Source organism: Kitasatospora sp. NPDC005856 (assembly GCF_040629945.1).
GTDB lineage: Bacteria > Actinomycetota > Actinomycetes > Streptomycetales > Streptomycetaceae > Kitasatospora.
Window position 1 is genome coordinate 18,302 of record NZ_JBEXWT010000026.1, and the last position, 15,953, is coordinate 34,254.

Below are 15,953 nucleotides of genomic sequence, written 5' to 3' on the forward strand. Positions count from 1 at the left end.
CACCATGGTGGCGCGCACCGCCCACCGGGACCCCTGGGCGGCCGTTGATCGTTCCGCTTCTCGTCGGGGACGCCGGGCCCTGTGGTGGGATCAGGTCGTGCGCTTCAGGTAGGCCTCGATCTCGTCGGCGGCGCGGGTGGCACCGCCCGCTTCCCGGATGAGCCGCTGCGCCTCGGTGCCCCGCTCCTGCACGGCCGCGTCGGCGGCCACCTCGGTGATCGCGGCCCGCAGCAGGCTCACGTCGGCCTCCGCCGGCAGCAGTACCCGGCCGAGGCCCAGCTCGGCCATCCGCGCGGTGTTGGCCGCGACGTCCGGCCAGGACGGCACTCCGAGTATCGGGCAGCCGGCGTCCAGGGACTCCAGCACGCCGCCCATGCCGCCGTGGGTGATCATCAGCCGGGCGTGCCGGAGCACCGCCAGGTGCGAGACCCAGCGGTGGACCTCGACGTTGTCCGGCAGCTGACCGAAGTCGGCCGGGTCCATCCCCTCGCCGACCGAGATGACGGCGTGCCAGGGCAGCTCGGCGAAGGCGTCCACGCACAGCCGGAAGAACTCCGGATGCTTGTTGTGCACGGTCCCCATCGAGACCAGCGCCACCGGCAGGCCGCTCGCCGGGGGCTGCCACTCCCCCAGGAAGGAGCGGTCCGCGAGGCACGGCCCGACGAAGGCGAAGCGCTCGTCGAAGCTCTCGCCGTGCGGCTGGAAGAACCGCGGCACGTGGACGAGGTTGAGGCCCTCGGTGCGCATCATGAACTCGTGCGCCGGCTCGTCGATGCCGTGCGAGGCCAGCAACTCGGCCATCCGGGCGCCGAATTCGACCACCACCTCCTCGGTGAGCGGGACCGCGCCGTCCGCCTCCATCATCTGCTGCACGAAGGAGTAGGTGTCGTTGGAGGCGAAGAACGGCGTCGACTGGACGGCCGGGAGCCCCCAGGTGTGGGCCAGTATCCGGCCGGCCTGGAAGGCCACGGCGTCGTAGACCACCGCGTCGGGCCTGGCGTCGCCGAACCACTCCTGGACCGCGCGCAGGATGGCGGTGTTCTCGTCCAGGAAGATCAGCGGGGTGCGCCCGTTCTCGGGACCGCCCACGCTGTCCACCGGCTGGGTGGAGTCGTAGCGCAGGTGTTCGGCGCCGACCTCGGCCAGGGCCTGGGCGAAGTCGTCGACGGCCGCGTAGGTGACCCGGTGCCCGCGGCGTACCAGTTCACCGACGACCGCCAGAGTGGGGAAGACATGGCCGTGGGCCGGGATGTTGACCATCAGGATGTGGCTCACTGCTACTCCGTCGGTATCGGGAAGAGGAACGAGGGGAGAGGGAAGAGGGAAGCAAGAAGCGCGATTCGGGAAGGGAGAAGGAGAAGGGGCGCGGCGGGCCGCGCGGCTCAGCTGGGGTCCTGGTCCGGGCCGGGCTCGGACTGCGGCTCGGACTGCTGCTCGGCGGCCCGCCGGGCGTCCGCGATCTCCTCGGCGCTCATCTGCCGGCGCGGGATCCAGGCGGGGACGGTGCCCTCCTCGTTGCGGCCTTTGTCGAGGATCGCCAGGTTGTGGTAGAAGTGCGCGCCGGTCAGTGTCCGGTCGGTCCCGCTCGGGCGGTGTGCGGTCGGCGGCTCGTGCTCCTCGTGGTTGAGGCCGTCGAGCAGCTGCTTGAGGAACCCCATGCTGGTGGTCGGGTCGCCGAGCCGCTCCGAACTGCCGCCGTAGCCCGGCCAGTAGGAGGTCTGCAGGTCCTCGATCACATAGAGCCCGCCCGGGACCACGTGCGGGAAGAGCGCGCCGAAGGCGGCGATGACGTCCGGGCAGTAGTGGCTGCCGTCGTCGATGACGATGTCGATCGGCCCGATCCGCTCGGCCAGTGCGGTGAGGAAGGCCGGGTCAGCCTGGTCGCCCTGAACGGTGTGGATCCGCTGCTCGCGCAGCGCCGTCTTGTCGTAGACGTCGACCCCGTAGACGAGGCCCCGCCGGAAGAAGCGCTTCCACATCCGCAGCGAGCCACCGCCCGCCGCCGGGTCGGCGTAGCCGCCGATCCCCAGCTCCAGGACGGTGAGCGGCCGGTCCCGCAGCGGGGCGAAGTGCCGGGCGTAGTGCTCGGTGTAGTAGTGCAGCCCCCACTTGTCCGAACCGTGGCGCAGCGACAACTCGGCCAGGTCGAGCGGCTGTTCCACCAAGCCGCGGAGCAGCTGCTGGACGACCGGGAAGGCCGCCAGTACGGGCATCAGCCGAGCCGGGTCCTCGATGCCGTGCCAGGTGATCCCGGGCGTGCGGTGGCCTGCGGCGTGCCGGGCGCCGAAGACGGCGCGGGCCAGGTCGAGCAGGTCCAGCTCGACGGTGGCGCTGGGCTCGTCGGCCGGCCCGGTGCGGTGCTCGGCCTTGGGGCCGGTCAGCAGGTGGTGCCGGAGTACCTGGCCGTCGAAGGCGAGCTCGAACTGCACCACCACCGCGGCGGCGGCGAGTTGCTCGCTCAGGTCGGCCCGGCTGACCAGCTCGTCCACCAGGTCGGCGGCCGTCTGCTCGGCGCCCGCCGACCTGATCACCGCCGCAAGCTGGTCCTCGGGCCCGTCCGCCGCCAGGATCAGGGCGCGGATCCGGCGCAGGTCGGTCTCGTGCGGGTCCGAGTCGTGGTCCGACGGGCTGTTCACGTGCCGGCCGTTCTCGTGCTGTCCGGTGAGGGCGGTCATGCGTGAGCCTTTCCACGAGGGAGTCGAGAGGACGGGGAGCGGATCGGGGCTTCTTCCAGGCCGGGGTGACGCCGTCGGTCATCGCCGGCGGCGGGGTCTCCACCCGACGGGGGAAGAGGGCGTTGTCCACCACGATCGGACCGCCGGGCACCGAGTTCACGGCGGGACGCCGTTGCCACTCTCAGCTACTGGACCGACACGTCGTGAATCTAGGTGCGCATCCCTCGCGCCACAAGCACTACCTGGGGCCACGGGGCGCCGAGTGCGGGAAACGAGCCAGAATCGGGGCACCGCTGTTCCGCATGTTTGAACCCGTCACCCCGGTGTCGTTCGTGGCAGCGGTGGAGTCGGTGATCGTCGGGCGACCGGGCCCCGGCCCCGGATCCGCCGGCCCCCGCGGCGGGCCCCGGGCGGGACCGTCCCGCCCGGCCGGGTCGGCCCGCAAGGACACGAGGGGCAGTTCCACCCCCATGACCAGTGACCGAGCCGCCCGGGTCCGGCCCGGCCCCGAGGCCGGAGCGCCCAGGTTCGGCTCCCGAGTCCGCACTGTGGATCGTGGCCGAGTACGACGCCGCCGGGAACGAGAAGGGCGCGATCCCGCGGTGCGGCCTTCGCGTCACGTCCTCGCCCGCTCGGCGGCGTCCAGGATCACGCGAAGGCCGCAAGGTCGTCCCGGAGGATTCCCGGGCATCAGGCCAAGGTGGCCAGGTCGGCGAGCAGGTCCTGTTCCGCCGTGTCGTGGACGGACACGTCGACCAGGCCGGTGACGAAGTCCTCGAAGGTCTCCGCGAGCAGGGTGATCGCGAAGCCGTCCTCCTGGTCGACGTGCACCACGGCCGGCTCGCCGCGCTTGCCGCAGGAACGGTAGTCGAGGGCGAGCATGTCGTAGCCGGCCGAGGGGGACCGAGGAGTCGGGCTTCGCCACCCAGGACAAGGCGATCGACCGGCTCACCGAGATCTACCGGGCGAAGCGCGAGAACCCCTGGAGCCAGAGCAAGGCCGAGTGCAACCGCAAGTACGGCGCGATGAACTTCGGCACGTACACCGAGGAGTGGAAGGCTGGCCAGCGCGCGCTCGCCCCGGCATCTCGATTCCCTGCTGGAACACCACCTCTACCCCGCCTTCCACAGCCGCCGGATGGCCACCTTCGACCACAAGGTCGTCGACGCCTTCATCCGGACCATGGAGCGTAACGGCGATGGCCTGGCCACCCAGGCCAACGCCTTCGACAAGCTCAAGGCGATCCTGCTCGACGCCCACCGCCTCGGCCTCTACCCGGAGAACCCGCTCGACGGGGTCACGCCGCCCCAGTACGACCCGAAGCGCGCGGTCATCCCGTCGCTTCCCCAGCTCGGCGGGATACGCGAAGCCGGCGACGAGACCTTCAACCTGGTCGCCGAGCTGATGAGCGGCTGCGGCCGGCGCAACGGCGAGGCCCTTGCCGTCAACATCAACAACATCGTCGCCGACGACGTCTACCGGGTCACCGAGCAGGTCAACCAGACGACCAAGGACTACGCGCCGCTCAAGCACCGAAAGAAGGGCGAATACCGAGACGTTCCGCTGCCGTCCCGGACCCGGATCCGCCTGCTGACGTACGCGGACACCCACGGCACCATCGACGGCTACCCGTTCCGCCATCCGCTGGACATCAGCAGGCCGTACCCGGCCTATTACTTTCAGAACCAGTGGGACCGGATCAAGCGGGCCGGTGACGTCGACATCCCCGAGGGCATGACGATCTACGGCCTGCGGCACTTCTTCGCCTCGAACTGCCTCAGCCACAACATCCCGATTACCGATGTCGCGGAGTGGATGGGGCACAAGAGCATCGACGTCACGTTCAAGATCTACCGGCACCTGATGCCCGGCTCGATCGGCCACGCCGCCCAGGTCCTTGACCTCGGGCTCGCGGCCTGAAGCAGGTGGGGCCCTGTTCGTCGCCGAATAGGGCCCCACACGTGTCGTTGTCCGACATCAGCCGCCGGACATCCGCTGCTGCTTCACCCAGGCATTGACCTCGGTGACCTTGAACTGCAGCTTCGCATTGCGCCCGCTCCCGAAGCGGTACGGGACGAGGCCGACCCTGGGCGCTTCTCGGTAGACCCACTGGACGGACATGTTCAGATGCTCCGCGGTCTGCTTGACAGTCATGAACTGTGGTGACATGGACTCTCCTCTGCGCCGGACGGTCGCCGGTGGTACTTCCCGGAGGTCCAAAGCTGTGCCAACAACCCCGGTTCGGGAGTGCTGTGATTCCGTGATAGAGCCTCGTCGCTCTACCGATCAAGACTTCAACACCGGGCACGCCGCCCCGGTGACACTGTGCCGAGGCCGAGCCGGACCGGTAGAGGGCTGACCCAGGGCGGCCGGGTGGATGCGGTGGGCAGCGGCTTCATTTTCCTGATCATGAAGAGCCCAACGATCACCCCCCGTCACAGGGCGCGGCCGTTGCTCGCCACGGACAGGTCCCGATCTCCTCGCCGCCGGTGTGCGCCGTGGTAGGGCAGAGGTCATGGTCCCTCGCTGGCCGGGATCGAGCGCTGCAGGTGTCGACTACCGTGTGCTGAGAGGGCGAAGCCCGGGAGCGGGCAGGCGGCCCGTAGACCCGAGCGTGAGTGCCCGCGCCCGTGGACGCTTTATCCGATGCCGTGCGCGTCACCGTCCTCGACTCGCACGAATCGCGCAGGATCCCAGGTGTAGAGCCGCCAGGTCCCGCCGTCGAACGGGACCGGTACGGGGTCGCCCGACTCGTCCTCGCGGATCCACCGCAGGCCGACGCGCCGGGACTTGCCCTCGGCTCCGGTGATCTCGATCCGGACGGTGCAGACTGCTGCGGCCGTGACAGAGATCCGCTCGATGCGGAAAGCACTCAGCGGATGGTGCTCGTAGGCGAGCCGTACTTCGCGGGGCGCGGCCTTGCCCTGCTTACGGTGCAGCTCCGCTGTGATCAGTGGCGCCATGGCACCGAAGTTCCGTCGGCTCCACGCGCCGAGGAAGGCCTCGGACGCGACACTCGCGGGGTGGGTCGCGAATTCGTCATCGCAGGGTGAGAGGTCGAACGGCTCGAATTCCTCGACCGCTTGTCGAACCCGTTGGTTCTGGGCGAGGGTGGAGAACAGACCGCGCAGCGTGGGTTTCTCTGGCGCGGGCTGCTGCTCCTTCTCCCTGGACCGGGCCCAGTCGGCGACGGCCATGAGCCGGTTCCACGCCTTGGTGGCCACGACGATGTTGTCGTAGTTCAGGAGGCTCCCGTGCACGATGCCGTTGCGGTACAGCTCGTACACGGGTTCCTCGTCGGTCGCGCTGCGGCCCTTCGTGAACGTCCGGTGGGCGTTGGCGAGGCCCATGTGGTGGCCGACCACGCTGTCCCACGCTTTGAGTTCCTCGGCCTGCCTCGCGTGCAGACCCCGGCGCACGGTCTCGAATTCGTTGACGAAGCCGTCCATGACGCTCAGCAGGACATGGACGCAGGCGTAGTACCTGCCGGCGAAGTAGTCGGTGGTGGCCTTGCCCACCAGGTCCAGCCGTCTGCGCATGGCTGGCAGACGCCTGAGCCCAGCTGTGAGCAGGGCGAGCCGTTCGTGGTCGTTGTAGTAGGCGATCAGTTTGGCTTCGGCCTCGGCGGGATCGGTGGTCGTGGCTACCAACTCGGCCGCGAAATCGAGGGATATCGACTCGTGGAAGATCCAGTTGCGTGGGCCGAGAAGCGCGTAGAACGCGTCAACGGTGTCGGCCATGTGATCGAGCTGCTTCCGGAGCGCCCGGACGTCGGGCTTCTTCCCGGCTGGGGCGAGATGGCGAAGGATGCGTAGCGCGGAGATCTGCCGCGATATCTCTACGAACGACGGCAGGTCCCTGGCCGAGCGGTAGTCCATCCGCCGATGCTAGCCACCCGGAGACAGCCCGACCAGCAGTTTGTCCGGCCGGATCGGGCTTTGGCGAGCGGTCCGGGCGGATACTCAGACACGCCTGTCCGGAGCGCCGCGCTCCAGGGGGGCGCCTCCGAGGGAACGGGGGTCCGACGGGGAGCTTTCGAGCACTGTGCGGGTGCGGGTGAGTGCATCCTCCAGCCGGTCGAGGGTGGCCTCGGGGAGGGCTGCGGAGCCCAACGCGCATGTAGCGAGCGCCAATTCGAACGCTGAGGTGCGGCTGGCTTCGAGGCGATCCCGCACCCCCCGGTGGGCGAGGAGGTCTCGAAGTGCGTAGCCGTCTGCCGAATCACCCGTTCGGGCGGTCAATTGCTCGATCAGGCTTTGGGCCGCTGGAGCATCGGGGTCGGCGTCGAGCGCACTCAGGGCAATGCGGGTGGTGAACACGGTCATGCCCTCGCCCGGTTCGAAGGCCAGGCAGTGGCCGATCGCAGTCTCGGAGGCATGCCGGTCGCCGGGGCGGCAGAGGGCGGTGAGGACGGTGGTGACTGCGTTCTCCCAGGGTTCGCCGGGATCGGTGGCGGCCAGGAGGGCGAGTGCGCCGGGCAGGTTGCCGGTGGTGGCTGCGGCGAGGATGGCGACTTGGCGGCCGTCGAGGATGCGTTGGCCGATGCCGTGGTGCGCCTCGATGTGGTGCAGGGCGTCCGTCCAGCGGCCGGCGGTGGTGAGGGCGCGGGTGCCGTCGGCGATGACGACGCGCCACAGCCACGCGACGACTTCGGCGCGCTGCTCGGAGGTTTCGGTGAGGTGGGCGGGGACGGTGACGCCGTCGAGCGTTGCCTCGGTGCTGGTGATGACGGCGCGGTAGAGGTTGAGGAGGAGTTGGTGGCCGCGTTGGTGGTGGCCGGCGCGGATGTGGAGTCGGGCGAGGTTGACGATCGGTTCCAGGCCGCGGATGGCGCTCGTCGCGGGTAGCGGGCCGCGGGTGAGGTGGAGGGCGGCGTGGCGGTGGCAGAGCTCGCGGGCGTAGTCGGGCAGGGCGAGGTCGGAGGCGAGGAGGGCGGCCTGGTTGAAGACGGTGGAGGCGAGGCCCGGGTTGTTCTGCCGGGAGGCCGTGTCGGCCAGCTCGGAGAGCCGACCGACACGGGCGTCGAGGGGCAGGCACGCGGGCCGGTGGCGGGCGACCAGCGGGAAGCGCTGGGCGATCGGTCCGGTCGGGTGCACGCGGACTACTCCCAGGTGACGGTGATCGGGTGGTGGGGGCGGTCCAGAACGAAGCAGCCGGCGGCCGGGTCCGCGGCAGCCGGGGCGTCGGGGAGCTTGAAACGCAGAGTCCGGTTGCGGAAGCCGGTGTTCCAGGTGCGGATCTGCTCGGAGACGAGGTCTGCGAGTGCGGCGCCTGCCGAGCCGTGGCCGATGACGCCGGTCTCGTAGGTCTTGCGGCCGTCGGCGTCGGGCTCGCCGGAGCGCAGGGTGAGGTAGGCGAGGGAGCCGGCGTCCACAGTGGCCATGGCGCCCCAGCCGAACATGGGGTTCACGCCGCGTTCGCGGGCGTTGCCGGTGACGCTCATCCGCATCAAGGAGTTGGGGAGGGTGAGGGCCAGCCACAGGTCCTGGTACTCGTAGGTGGTGCCGGCCGGGATGGTGACGCCGGTCCAGACGTCGTGCCGCTCGGTGTTGAGGACACCGAGCAGCAGGTCGGCGTCGACGGCGTCGTGCTGGTCCTTGTGGACCTGGAGGGTGACGTCGCCCTCGTGGGTGAGGGCGACGGTGCGGCGGGCGTCGTCCATGCTGCCGCGCAACGGCATGAAGACGGCGAGCTGGTCGTCGACCGACACCCAGCCGTTCTCGCCGCGCTCGAAGGCGATGGTGCGTGAGGCGGTGCCGCGCAGGCGCAGGGGCAGGACGATCCGCCCGGTGGGCTTGACCTGCCGGAGCCAGGCGGTGGGCATCTCGCTGGTGCTCACCGTGGCGATCACGCGGTCGAACGGGGCGGCGTCGGGGTGGCCGAGCGCGCCGTCGCCGAGGACCACGTCGACGTTGGTGAGCCCGGCGTCCGTGAGGTGCTTGCGGGCGCCGTCGACGAGGTCCTCGTCCACGTCCACGGTCACCACGTGCCCGTCGGGCCCGACGATGCTGGCCAGGTAGGCGGCGTTGACTCCGGTCCCGGCTCCGGCCTCGAAGACGCGCTGGCCGGGCTGGGCGCCGAGCTGCTCCAGCATCAGGGCGACGATGGCGGGTTGGGAGGCGGCGCTGATCTGGGTGCCGGACCCGTCAGTCTTGGTGTAGGTGGGGTTGTCCGCGTAGGCAGCCTCCAGGGGGAAGCCGGGCAGGAAGTGCTCGCGGGCGACGGTGCGGAAGGCGGTCTCTACCGCGTCGGAGCGGATGGCTCCCTGGTCGATCAGGCGGTCGGTGAGGCTGTCGCGCAGTTGATCGACGGGGATGGAAGAGTTGTTGCTGAGAGTAGTCACGTGGGCGACCCTAGTGGTTGTGCGGATGGTGGGCTGCGAGGGCGCGGGGCCCTCGCCGGAATGGAAGACGGTGTCCAACGCTCGTGCGGCGGCTGCGGATTGGTGCTCGACTGGTAATCCAGCTCGGTTGGCGTGGAAGATCATCAGGTGGGCGAGGACGGCGCGCAGTCCGCGGGTGAGAAGGCCGTCCCGTGCGAGACGGACGAGGCCCTGTCCGGTCTCCTCGAAGGCGTCGATCCAGCCGGCGTGCCCGGCGAGCGGTTCACCGGGGCGGGAGAGTCGACGGGTGTCCACGGTCATGAGGCGGCGCATCGCGGTGGTCAGGGCGGCGGCCCGTTCGGGTGCGAGGGCGGGCGGCGCGGGGCGTTCGGCAGTGAACTTGGCCCAGACGTCGCCCTGTTCGTACCAGTCGAGGCCGGCGGAGCGGAGCATGGCGGAGACGAGGACGACGAAGGTCTCGGTGCTGCGGAGTGCAGGAGGGTCGGGCTTGGCGGCACGGGCCATCAGGTGCCGGCTGTCGGTGTGGAAGAGCCGGTGGGTGATCTCCATGGCCTCGGGGCCGCCGAACGCCTCGGTCTCCGGCTCGTAGACCGCGGTGGCCCAGCCCTTGACGAGTCCCGTCTCGCCGAGCGTGTCCAGGAGTTCGGTGACGACGGGGGCGGGGGCAGTGGCACGGTAGCGCAGCCGCAGCCCTTTCTTGCGCATGTACCACCAGCCCTCCAGCACGCCGGAGTTCTGGGCGTGGTCGAGGACGGGGGCGAGGTGGTGGGCGGTGACCTGTTCGACGATGCAGGAGTCGTTGAAGGTGAGGTCGTGCTGGATCCAGCCGGTGGTCATCAAGGGGGTCCTTGGTCAGGCGGTCAGGAGACAGGCGTCCCAGCGGGTCACCGGCGTGGTGCCAGTTGCGGGGGCGAGTAGGGCGAGGGCGGTGCCGGCCGCGCCCTCCAGGAAGGCGGGCCCCGCCGTGGCGAGGACGTGGTGGGCTTGCGCGTCGGGGTCGGTGCGGGGCTGGTGGGTGGTGTCGAGGAGCAGGGAGGTGGCGGAGTGCAGGTGGTCCGCGTTGTGGGGGAGGGCGTCGGTGGCGGCGCGGTGGGCGATGTGGGCGAGACCGGCGTAGCCGTGGCAGACCGACAGGTCGGTGATCGCCGCGAGTGCCTTCGGATCGGCCAGTGCTGCGGCGAGAGCGCGCTCGGCGTCGTTGCGCAGGTGGTCGTCGCCGAGGGCGAGGGCGGCGAGCTGCTGGGCGCGCGCGATTCCGGCGGTTCCGTAGCACCAGCTCGGCCGCTGGGGCGGCAGCGGCCGCCTGTGTCCGGCGTCGTCCAGGTGGGCGGGGGCGATCCAGTACGGCCAGGCGTGGTTCTCGCGCCAGCGCTCCAGCCAGGCCAGGATGGTGCGGATCGCTTCGCACTGGCCGTCAACCTCGATGCCGAGGCGCAGGGCCAGGGCGAGCAGCGCCAGGGGGCCTGCGATGCCGTGTGCCACGCCGGTATTGGCGTGCCCGTCCGGGAACCGCTCATCCGGCGTGCCGGAGGGCCCGACCAACGTCCACCAGCCCGGCAGCGTTCGGCTGTCGTGCTTGACGTCGTCGGTGAGGCGGACCAAGCAGTCTAGGACCCGACGGATGGCCTCGCCGCCGGGTGACCGACCCAGAAGTACGGAGCCGATGCCGGTCAGGCCCCGGATGGCATCGAACTCCGCGAGCGCCGGCAGGTCGCCGTGGTCGAACCGGGCGAGGGCTGCGTCGCAGCGCCGCATCGCGTCGTCCGCCACGACCTCGTCGAGGTGGACGAGGGCACGCTGGTACGAGCCTGGCCGGGCCCGCGCGGCGCAGGCGAGGGCGTGCACGAGCGCCGGCGCACCGTAGTACAGGTAGCTCTCGGCGCCGCTCGTCACCGGGATCGCGGCGGCGACGGACAGCCAGGCGCGGACCGGTTCCCACGGGCCTCGGCCGGTGGCGGCGCGTTCGATGTGGAGCAGGGCGATGCCGGGGGCGCCATGCGCGAGGGACTGGCGCCACTGCGGACGGGACGACCAGGCAGGCGGCACGGCCTCGGGGTCGGTGAGCAGTTCGGCGATCCGGTCGGACAGACGGAGAGCGGGGCGTGGGGTGGTCACCGGTCACCGTCCCGAGCGAGGTGGGCGAGGGCGGCGGCGCGCGCCAGGTAGAGGACCTGGGCTTCGTCGTCGAAGTCGATGCGGTGTGCCCGCACGAAGGAGCAGTGGAGGAGGGACCCGAGGACGTCGTCCGCCTGCACGCCTTCGGTGTGCGGGCTGGGGAAGAAGCGGCGGTAGGTGTCGAGCGCCTGATGGCGTGCGGGCCAGGCGCCCAGGATTGCGGCACCGGTGGGCTCGGCACGAAGGGCTGCCCAGTTGTGTGCCGGGTCGGCCAGGCGTACGGCCTCGCGGAACACGGGTCGTGGGACGGCGGCCGGGGCTTGGGCGGGGACGTTGTCGACGAGCCAGCGCAGCCCTGTGGTGACGGAGCCGGCGAACCCTGCCGTGATGGCGACGGCGTGGGCTGCCAGCAGCGGCTGCCGGTCGGGCGGCGTGGGTTGGGAGAGCTGAGCGAGAACGGCGGCGGAGTCCGCGCGGAAGACTTCCTCTGCTGCCGCCCAAGCGGGTCCTTCGCCCCACCGGCCGGTCTCCGGGTACGAGGTGGGGTACACGACCTCCGCGAGCAGTCCGGCTTGGTTTAGGTCGGAGGTCCAGGTGCTGATTACGGTGGCGGCGGGCCCGAAGGCGGCTGGCTCGGGCAGGGCGATGCGCAACCGCAGGTGGTGGCGCGGGTCGCGGAAGCGGACGAACCACCACTTCGGGTTGCCGAGCCGCTCCAGGAGGTCGGGTAGGTGGCGGGCGAGGACGGAGTCCTGGCGTTCCAGATCGCCGTAGAGAGAGGCGAGCAGCACGAGTGAGGTGCCCGGCGCATCGCCGTGGCCCCGTCGCAGGATGCGGCTCGGGGTGGGCTTGGGCAGGCGCGGCCACGCCGGCGCCCGGGTGACTGTAACGGGAACGATGACCTCGTGGGCTCGACCGCCTGCCCAGCCGAGGTCGGCGGGCTCGGGCTCCTCGACCAGGACAGCGTGCGGGGCGGAGCGCAGGTGGTCGCGTAGCAGGGCGAGGTGGCCGGGATGGTCAAGGTCGAGCGGCAGGCCCTGGCTGTCGGCGGCCAGCATCACGTGCCGCGGGGCTCGGCGCCGCTCCGCCCACGACGTGAGGGCCTCGTCCCACCGTCGCTGCGAGGCGTCGCCGGAGGGAAGTTCGGCGGCGGTGAGGCGCCAGATGGCGGGGGAGAGGATGACCCGTCGGTGCCGCAGCCGAGGTCGGAAGGGCAGTGCGTGGAGCGAACCCCAGTCGAATCGGGTGACCTGTGCGGCCTGGGCGCGGGACAGCTCGGTGATCAGCCGGGCGAGCGGCGGGGTGTGGTGGCGGAGGTTGAGGGCGTGGGTGGCGGCGGCCTCGATCCTCACACCGAGTGCCGGTGCCGCCAGGTACATGCGCCGCCCGTCGCAGCCCACCGCCAGGTCCTGTGGGCGGAGGACGCCTTCGGCGGCGAGGCGGTGCTCGGCGAGGCTGATCACCGGCCGACCCGTCGGCAGGCTCCGGGCGACGTGCCCGCTGGCGGGATCCAGCGGCGGAAATGAGATCTGGGCGGTGACGGCGTGCTCGTCCATCGTCGGGAGGTCCGCCAGCAGGGTGGTGAAGGCAGTACGGTTCTCGGGTTCGAGGAGGTGGAGGAAGCGGCCGGCCGAGACGCCGGCGGCCCGGGACACCGAGACCACCTCCAACCGGAACTCGCCCCGGTCGAGCGTCTCTTGGCTGCGGGCGTGGACGCGGGTGATGACCTCCAGGTGCGGAGGAAGGCGGGGTTCGTCCGGGCCCAGCTGGAGGGAGGCCAACAGCGCTTCGTCGAGGACGACCTCACGCGTGCCGTCGAGAGCGGCTCGCTGGGCGAGCGCGGCGAGCAGCTCGTCGCGCTTGTCGAAGCGCGGCTTCTCGACGGGCCGGGCACCGGGGTAGCCGTCGGGCCAGCCGATTCCGCTGTCGGCCACCATGTCGAGCAGCGGGACCAGGGTGCCGCGGCCGTAGCGCTCGTAGAAGCGCTGGTGGTAGGCCCGCCATGCTGCCGTGCCGTTGGGCGCGGCACTGAGCCTGGCCAGTAGGTGGGCGGCTCGGGCGGCCTCGTCAGCCACCGGGCGGGGGAGGACCAGGTCGGCGTCCAGTCGAAGGTCGACGGCGGCCACCGGCGGACGACTGTCGGCGGTCCGGAGGTCCGTCAGGATCTCGGCTGCATCGGGGACGTGCTCGGCGCTGATCTTCGACAAGACCGTGAGGAGGTGCCCGAGCGGGTCGGGGTCGGTCGCCGGAGCGTGCAGGTTCGTGATGAGCACTCGCTGGGCGACGAGCTCGGACAGCATGCCGGTGACCTGTTCGGCCGATGCGGCGGGGAACTCGGTGTGGACGGCTTCGGCCAAGTCCCGGAAGCGGAGCGGAAGACGGGCAGCGGAGAGGGCGAAGGCGACGGGACGGGTGTGTCGTAGTGTCGTCTCGGCCGTGGCCGTGCTGCCGCCGGCCCGGGGGACCGGTCGATGGGGGACGACGAGGCGATCGCCCCGTACCTGGACGGTGTTGTTTGCCGTCACGTTCAGGAGTGCCAGTACGGCGGGGCGGCACTCCAACAGACCGACGGCCTGTGCGAGCAGCGACTCCGAGGCACTGGTGACAGTGCGGTGCCGGTCGTCCCAGCGCACCGCGCAGGAAGATCCGAACGATGCCGCCTGCACACCCGCGAAGCGTCCGAACGGGGTGGCGCGGCCGGCCGCGCGTAGGAGGTAGCGGGCGGTGGAGAGCGCGGCACGCCGCACTTCGCGTACGGCGGGTTGCGAGTGGCCGAGCAACTGGGCAACGCGATCGGCGAGGGCCGGGCTGGCCAGTTCAAAGGCGCGGGCGAGGTCGTCGTCGGCCCACAGGGCCCTCAGCCACTGTGCCTGCTGGAGGGCCTCGGCAGGTCCGGCGGCCGAGAGGTCGGGCCAGGCCGGCACTCGCAGGTCGGGGCGGGCGACGGCGCGTACGAGCGCCACGTCGGCGGCGCGGTAGGTGACCTTGGGAGCGGGTGGGCGCATCGCTGCGGACCTCGGGATTCGGAGGTGGGAGGGGGAGGGGGTTCCTCGGGAACAGGTTCCGAGGAACCCCCGGGAGGGTCAGTGCACGCCGGTGGTGCAGGCGCCGCAGGTGGAGCCGCAGCCGTCGTCGGTGAGGACCTGCAGGCTGGCCGCGTCGGTGGTCTCGACGGTGCGCACGTCGAGGTCGAACTCGTCTCCGACGACGACGGCCGTGGTGGCCTTGGTCTCGGCCGGGATCATCTGAGCCATGGTGGCTCCTCCTTGAGGGTTTCCCTTGCGGGTGCCTGGAGCCGGGGCGCAGGTGCGCCCCGCATCACCAGGAGTCGATGGGTCGGCAGCGCCGCGATTCGACGGCCGACTGCCCGGCGGGGGCGGGCGGTTCGACGGACTCTGCGGCGTGGGTGCCCCCGTGCGGGGTGGAGAGGCTGGTGGGGGAGCACGGCCGGCGGAAGCCGGGTCCGAGACCGAGCGCGGGGTGCGGCTCGCCCAGCGCGCGCAGTATCAGCCGCTCGCCCGAGAACGCGGTGCGGCCGTGCAGCAGACGGTGGTTGTCCAGCGCGACGCCTTGTCCGGGGGCCAGCCGGAGTCGGTGAGTGTTCCGTTCGATGGCCTGGCGGAGGGTGGGCAGGTGGGCCTGGGCGTCGGGGGAGAACCGGGCATGGTCGTCCTGGCGCAGTCGCAACCGCCACCACCCGGCGGGCAGTTGCTGGAACACCGGGGTGAAGTGGCCACTCGATCCGCCGAAGTACGCGGCTCGCTCCGCGGAGAATGCCTCGATGGCGGCGGGGTGGTGCGCGGCCAGCTCGGCGAGGACGGCCCGGCCGTCCACCAGCAGGCTCTCACCTCCCGCGTCGCCGGCCCGCGCACACGCCAGCAGGAGCAGACGGGGCGGATCCGAGTGCTGCGCGCACTCGGTGTGCAGGGCCAGCGCGCCGCGCCCCAGGCCCGCGAAGCCCGGTCGCCCGCTGTGGCGGCCGGTGTCGCGGATGACGGTCAACCCGTCCGGGTCGGCATCCCGGTGCTGCCACAACGAGGACATCAACCGGCCGGTCGCGAGGAGCACATCGTCGCGACCACCCAACCTGGCGAGCCTCAGTAGCCCGTGCTCCCGCAGCGCCTCACCGGCCTGCTCGCGCACCTCTCCGTCCAGCCCGCCCGCGGTGAAGTCGTCGCCGCTGGTGCCATGAGTGTTGAACGACGGCATGGTGAAGCTCCCTCGTGGAACCGAGCGGATGGGAGGCGACACACTCTCCACGCCCCACCCACCCGATGGAAAGTGACAGATTGTCAAAGCGCGATCACCGGACCGTGGGACATCGCGGAGGCCCGCGACTGCTACCTTCGACAGGCCCGTGCCCGCCTGCGTGCCTCGGAAGAAGCGATGAACGAGACTGAACAGCCCTACGTGCCAAAGGCCTTCCCGATCTCCATCAAGGGCGTCGTCCTCGACCCGCGGCAACGGGTGCTGCTGCTGAAGAACGAACGCCAGGAGTGGGAGCTGCCCGGCGGGAAGCTGGAGGGCGGCGACGAGACCCCCGAAGAGCGGGTTGTCACCGAGATCCACGAGGAGAGCGGCTGGACGGCCACCGCCGGCCCCCTGCTGGACGTGTGGATGTACGAGCCGATCCCCGGCCGCCAGGTCTTCATCGTCACCTACGGCTGCACCGCCACCGACGCGCACCAGGCCCCGGTCGTGAGCCACGAACACAAGGAAGCCGGCCTCTTCCACCGCGACGAGGTGCCCGGCCTGGCCATGCCGCAGGGCTACAAGGACTCCATCGCCCGCTGGTACGAACTGCACCACCAGGCCTGACC

At 71.1% G+C, this 15,953-nt stretch carries 13 protein-coding genes; 2 read left to right on the forward strand and 11 right to left on the reverse strand.

The annotated features are described in order from the left end of the window. Nucleotides 1-90 precede the first annotated feature (90 nt). The 3 genes from ABZ449_RS17830 to ABZ449_RS17840 all read right to left on the reverse strand — a co-directional run bounded on the left by ABZ449_RS17830 (nucleotide 91) and on the right by ABZ449_RS17840 (nucleotide 3,557). Nucleotides 91-1,275 carry a macrolide family glycosyltransferase gene (locus tag ABZ449_RS17830; protein ID WP_360346581.1) on the reverse strand — a complete coding sequence of 395 codons (1,185 nt, stop codon included), beginning with the start codon at nucleotides 1,273-1,275 and terminating at the stop codon, nucleotides 91-93. Between the two features lie 107 nt (nucleotides 1,276-1,382). Beyond that, the gene (locus ABZ449_RS17835; RefSeq protein ID WP_360346583.1) at nucleotides 1,383-2,675 is read right to left on the reverse strand and encodes a hypothetical protein; all 1,293 of its coding nucleotides are present in this window, start codon (nucleotides 2,673-2,675) and stop codon (nucleotides 1,383-1,385) included. Between the two features lie 690 nt (nucleotides 2,676-3,365). Beyond that, nucleotides 3,366-3,557, reverse strand: coding sequence for a hypothetical protein (locus tag ABZ449_RS17840; protein WP_360346585.1), 192 nt, complete (start codon nucleotides 3,555-3,557; stop codon nucleotides 3,366-3,368). A 255-nt stretch (nucleotides 3,558-3,812) separates the two neighbouring features. Between ABZ449_RS17840 and ABZ449_RS17845 the strand changes: the two genes are divergently transcribed. Beyond that, nucleotides 3,813-4,595, forward strand: a complete 783-nt coding sequence (locus tag ABZ449_RS17845; RefSeq protein WP_360346587.1) for a tyrosine-type recombinase/integrase — start codon at nucleotides 3,813-3,815, stop codon at nucleotides 4,593-4,595. A 57-nt stretch (nucleotides 4,596-4,652) separates the two neighbouring features. Here ABZ449_RS17845 and ABZ449_RS17850 read toward each other — a convergent pair whose 3' ends face one another. From ABZ449_RS17850 to ABZ449_RS17885, 8 genes are all read right to left on the reverse strand, one after another. Continuing rightward, nucleotides 4,653-4,844, reverse strand: a complete 192-nt coding sequence (locus ABZ449_RS17850; RefSeq protein WP_360346589.1) for a helix-turn-helix domain-containing protein — start codon at nucleotides 4,842-4,844, stop codon at nucleotides 4,653-4,655. Nucleotides 4,845-5,314: 470 nt separating this feature from the next. Beyond that, on the reverse strand, nucleotides 5,315-6,553 hold the full coding sequence (locus tag ABZ449_RS17855) for a hypothetical protein (RefSeq protein ID WP_360346591.1): 1,239 nt from the start codon (nucleotides 6,551-6,553) through the stop codon (nucleotides 5,315-5,317). Nucleotides 6,554-6,637: 84 nt separating this feature from the next. After that, nucleotides 6,638-7,771 carry a hypothetical protein gene (locus ABZ449_RS17860; protein ID WP_360346593.1) on the reverse strand — a complete coding sequence of 378 codons (1,134 nt, stop codon included), beginning with the start codon at nucleotides 7,769-7,771 and terminating at the stop codon, nucleotides 6,638-6,640. Between the two features lie 5 nt (nucleotides 7,772-7,776). After that, complete coding sequence (fxlM, locus tag ABZ449_RS17865; protein ID WP_360346595.1) at nucleotides 7,777-9,855, reverse strand: methyltransferase, FxLD system; 2,079 nt, start codon at nucleotides 9,853-9,855, stop codon at nucleotides 7,777-7,779. 15 nt (nucleotides 9,856-9,870) lie between these two features. Then, on the reverse strand, nucleotides 9,871-11,133 hold the full coding sequence (locus ABZ449_RS17870; RefSeq protein WP_360346597.1) for a lanthionine synthetase C family protein: 1,263 nt from the start codon (nucleotides 11,131-11,133) through the stop codon (nucleotides 9,871-9,873). Next, nucleotides 11,130-14,138 (reverse strand): lantibiotic dehydratase, encoded by a 3,009-nt coding sequence (locus ABZ449_RS17875; protein WP_360346599.1) that lies wholly within the window; start codon nucleotides 14,136-14,138, stop codon nucleotides 11,130-11,132. Before ABZ449_RS17875 ends, ABZ449_RS17870 begins: the two co-directional genes overlap by 4 nt. A 78-nt stretch (nucleotides 14,139-14,216) precedes the next feature. Continuing rightward, entirely contained in the window at nucleotides 14,217-14,378 is a 162-nt protein-coding gene (locus ABZ449_RS17880; protein ID WP_350884972.1) for an FxLD family lanthipeptide, read from the reverse strand. Between the two features lie 73 nt (nucleotides 14,379-14,451). Continuing rightward, nucleotides 14,452-15,342, reverse strand: coding sequence for a TauD/TfdA family dioxygenase (locus ABZ449_RS17885; RefSeq protein WP_360346601.1), 891 nt, complete (start codon nucleotides 15,340-15,342; stop codon nucleotides 14,452-14,454). A gap of 177 nt (nucleotides 15,343-15,519) precedes the next feature. Between ABZ449_RS17885 and ABZ449_RS17890 the strand changes: the two genes are divergently transcribed. Next, a complete protein-coding gene (locus ABZ449_RS17890) occupies nucleotides 15,520-15,951 on the forward strand; it encodes an NUDIX domain-containing protein (RefSeq protein ID WP_360346603.1) in 432 nt (143 codons plus the stop codon). Nucleotides 15,952-15,953 lie beyond the last annotated feature (2 nt).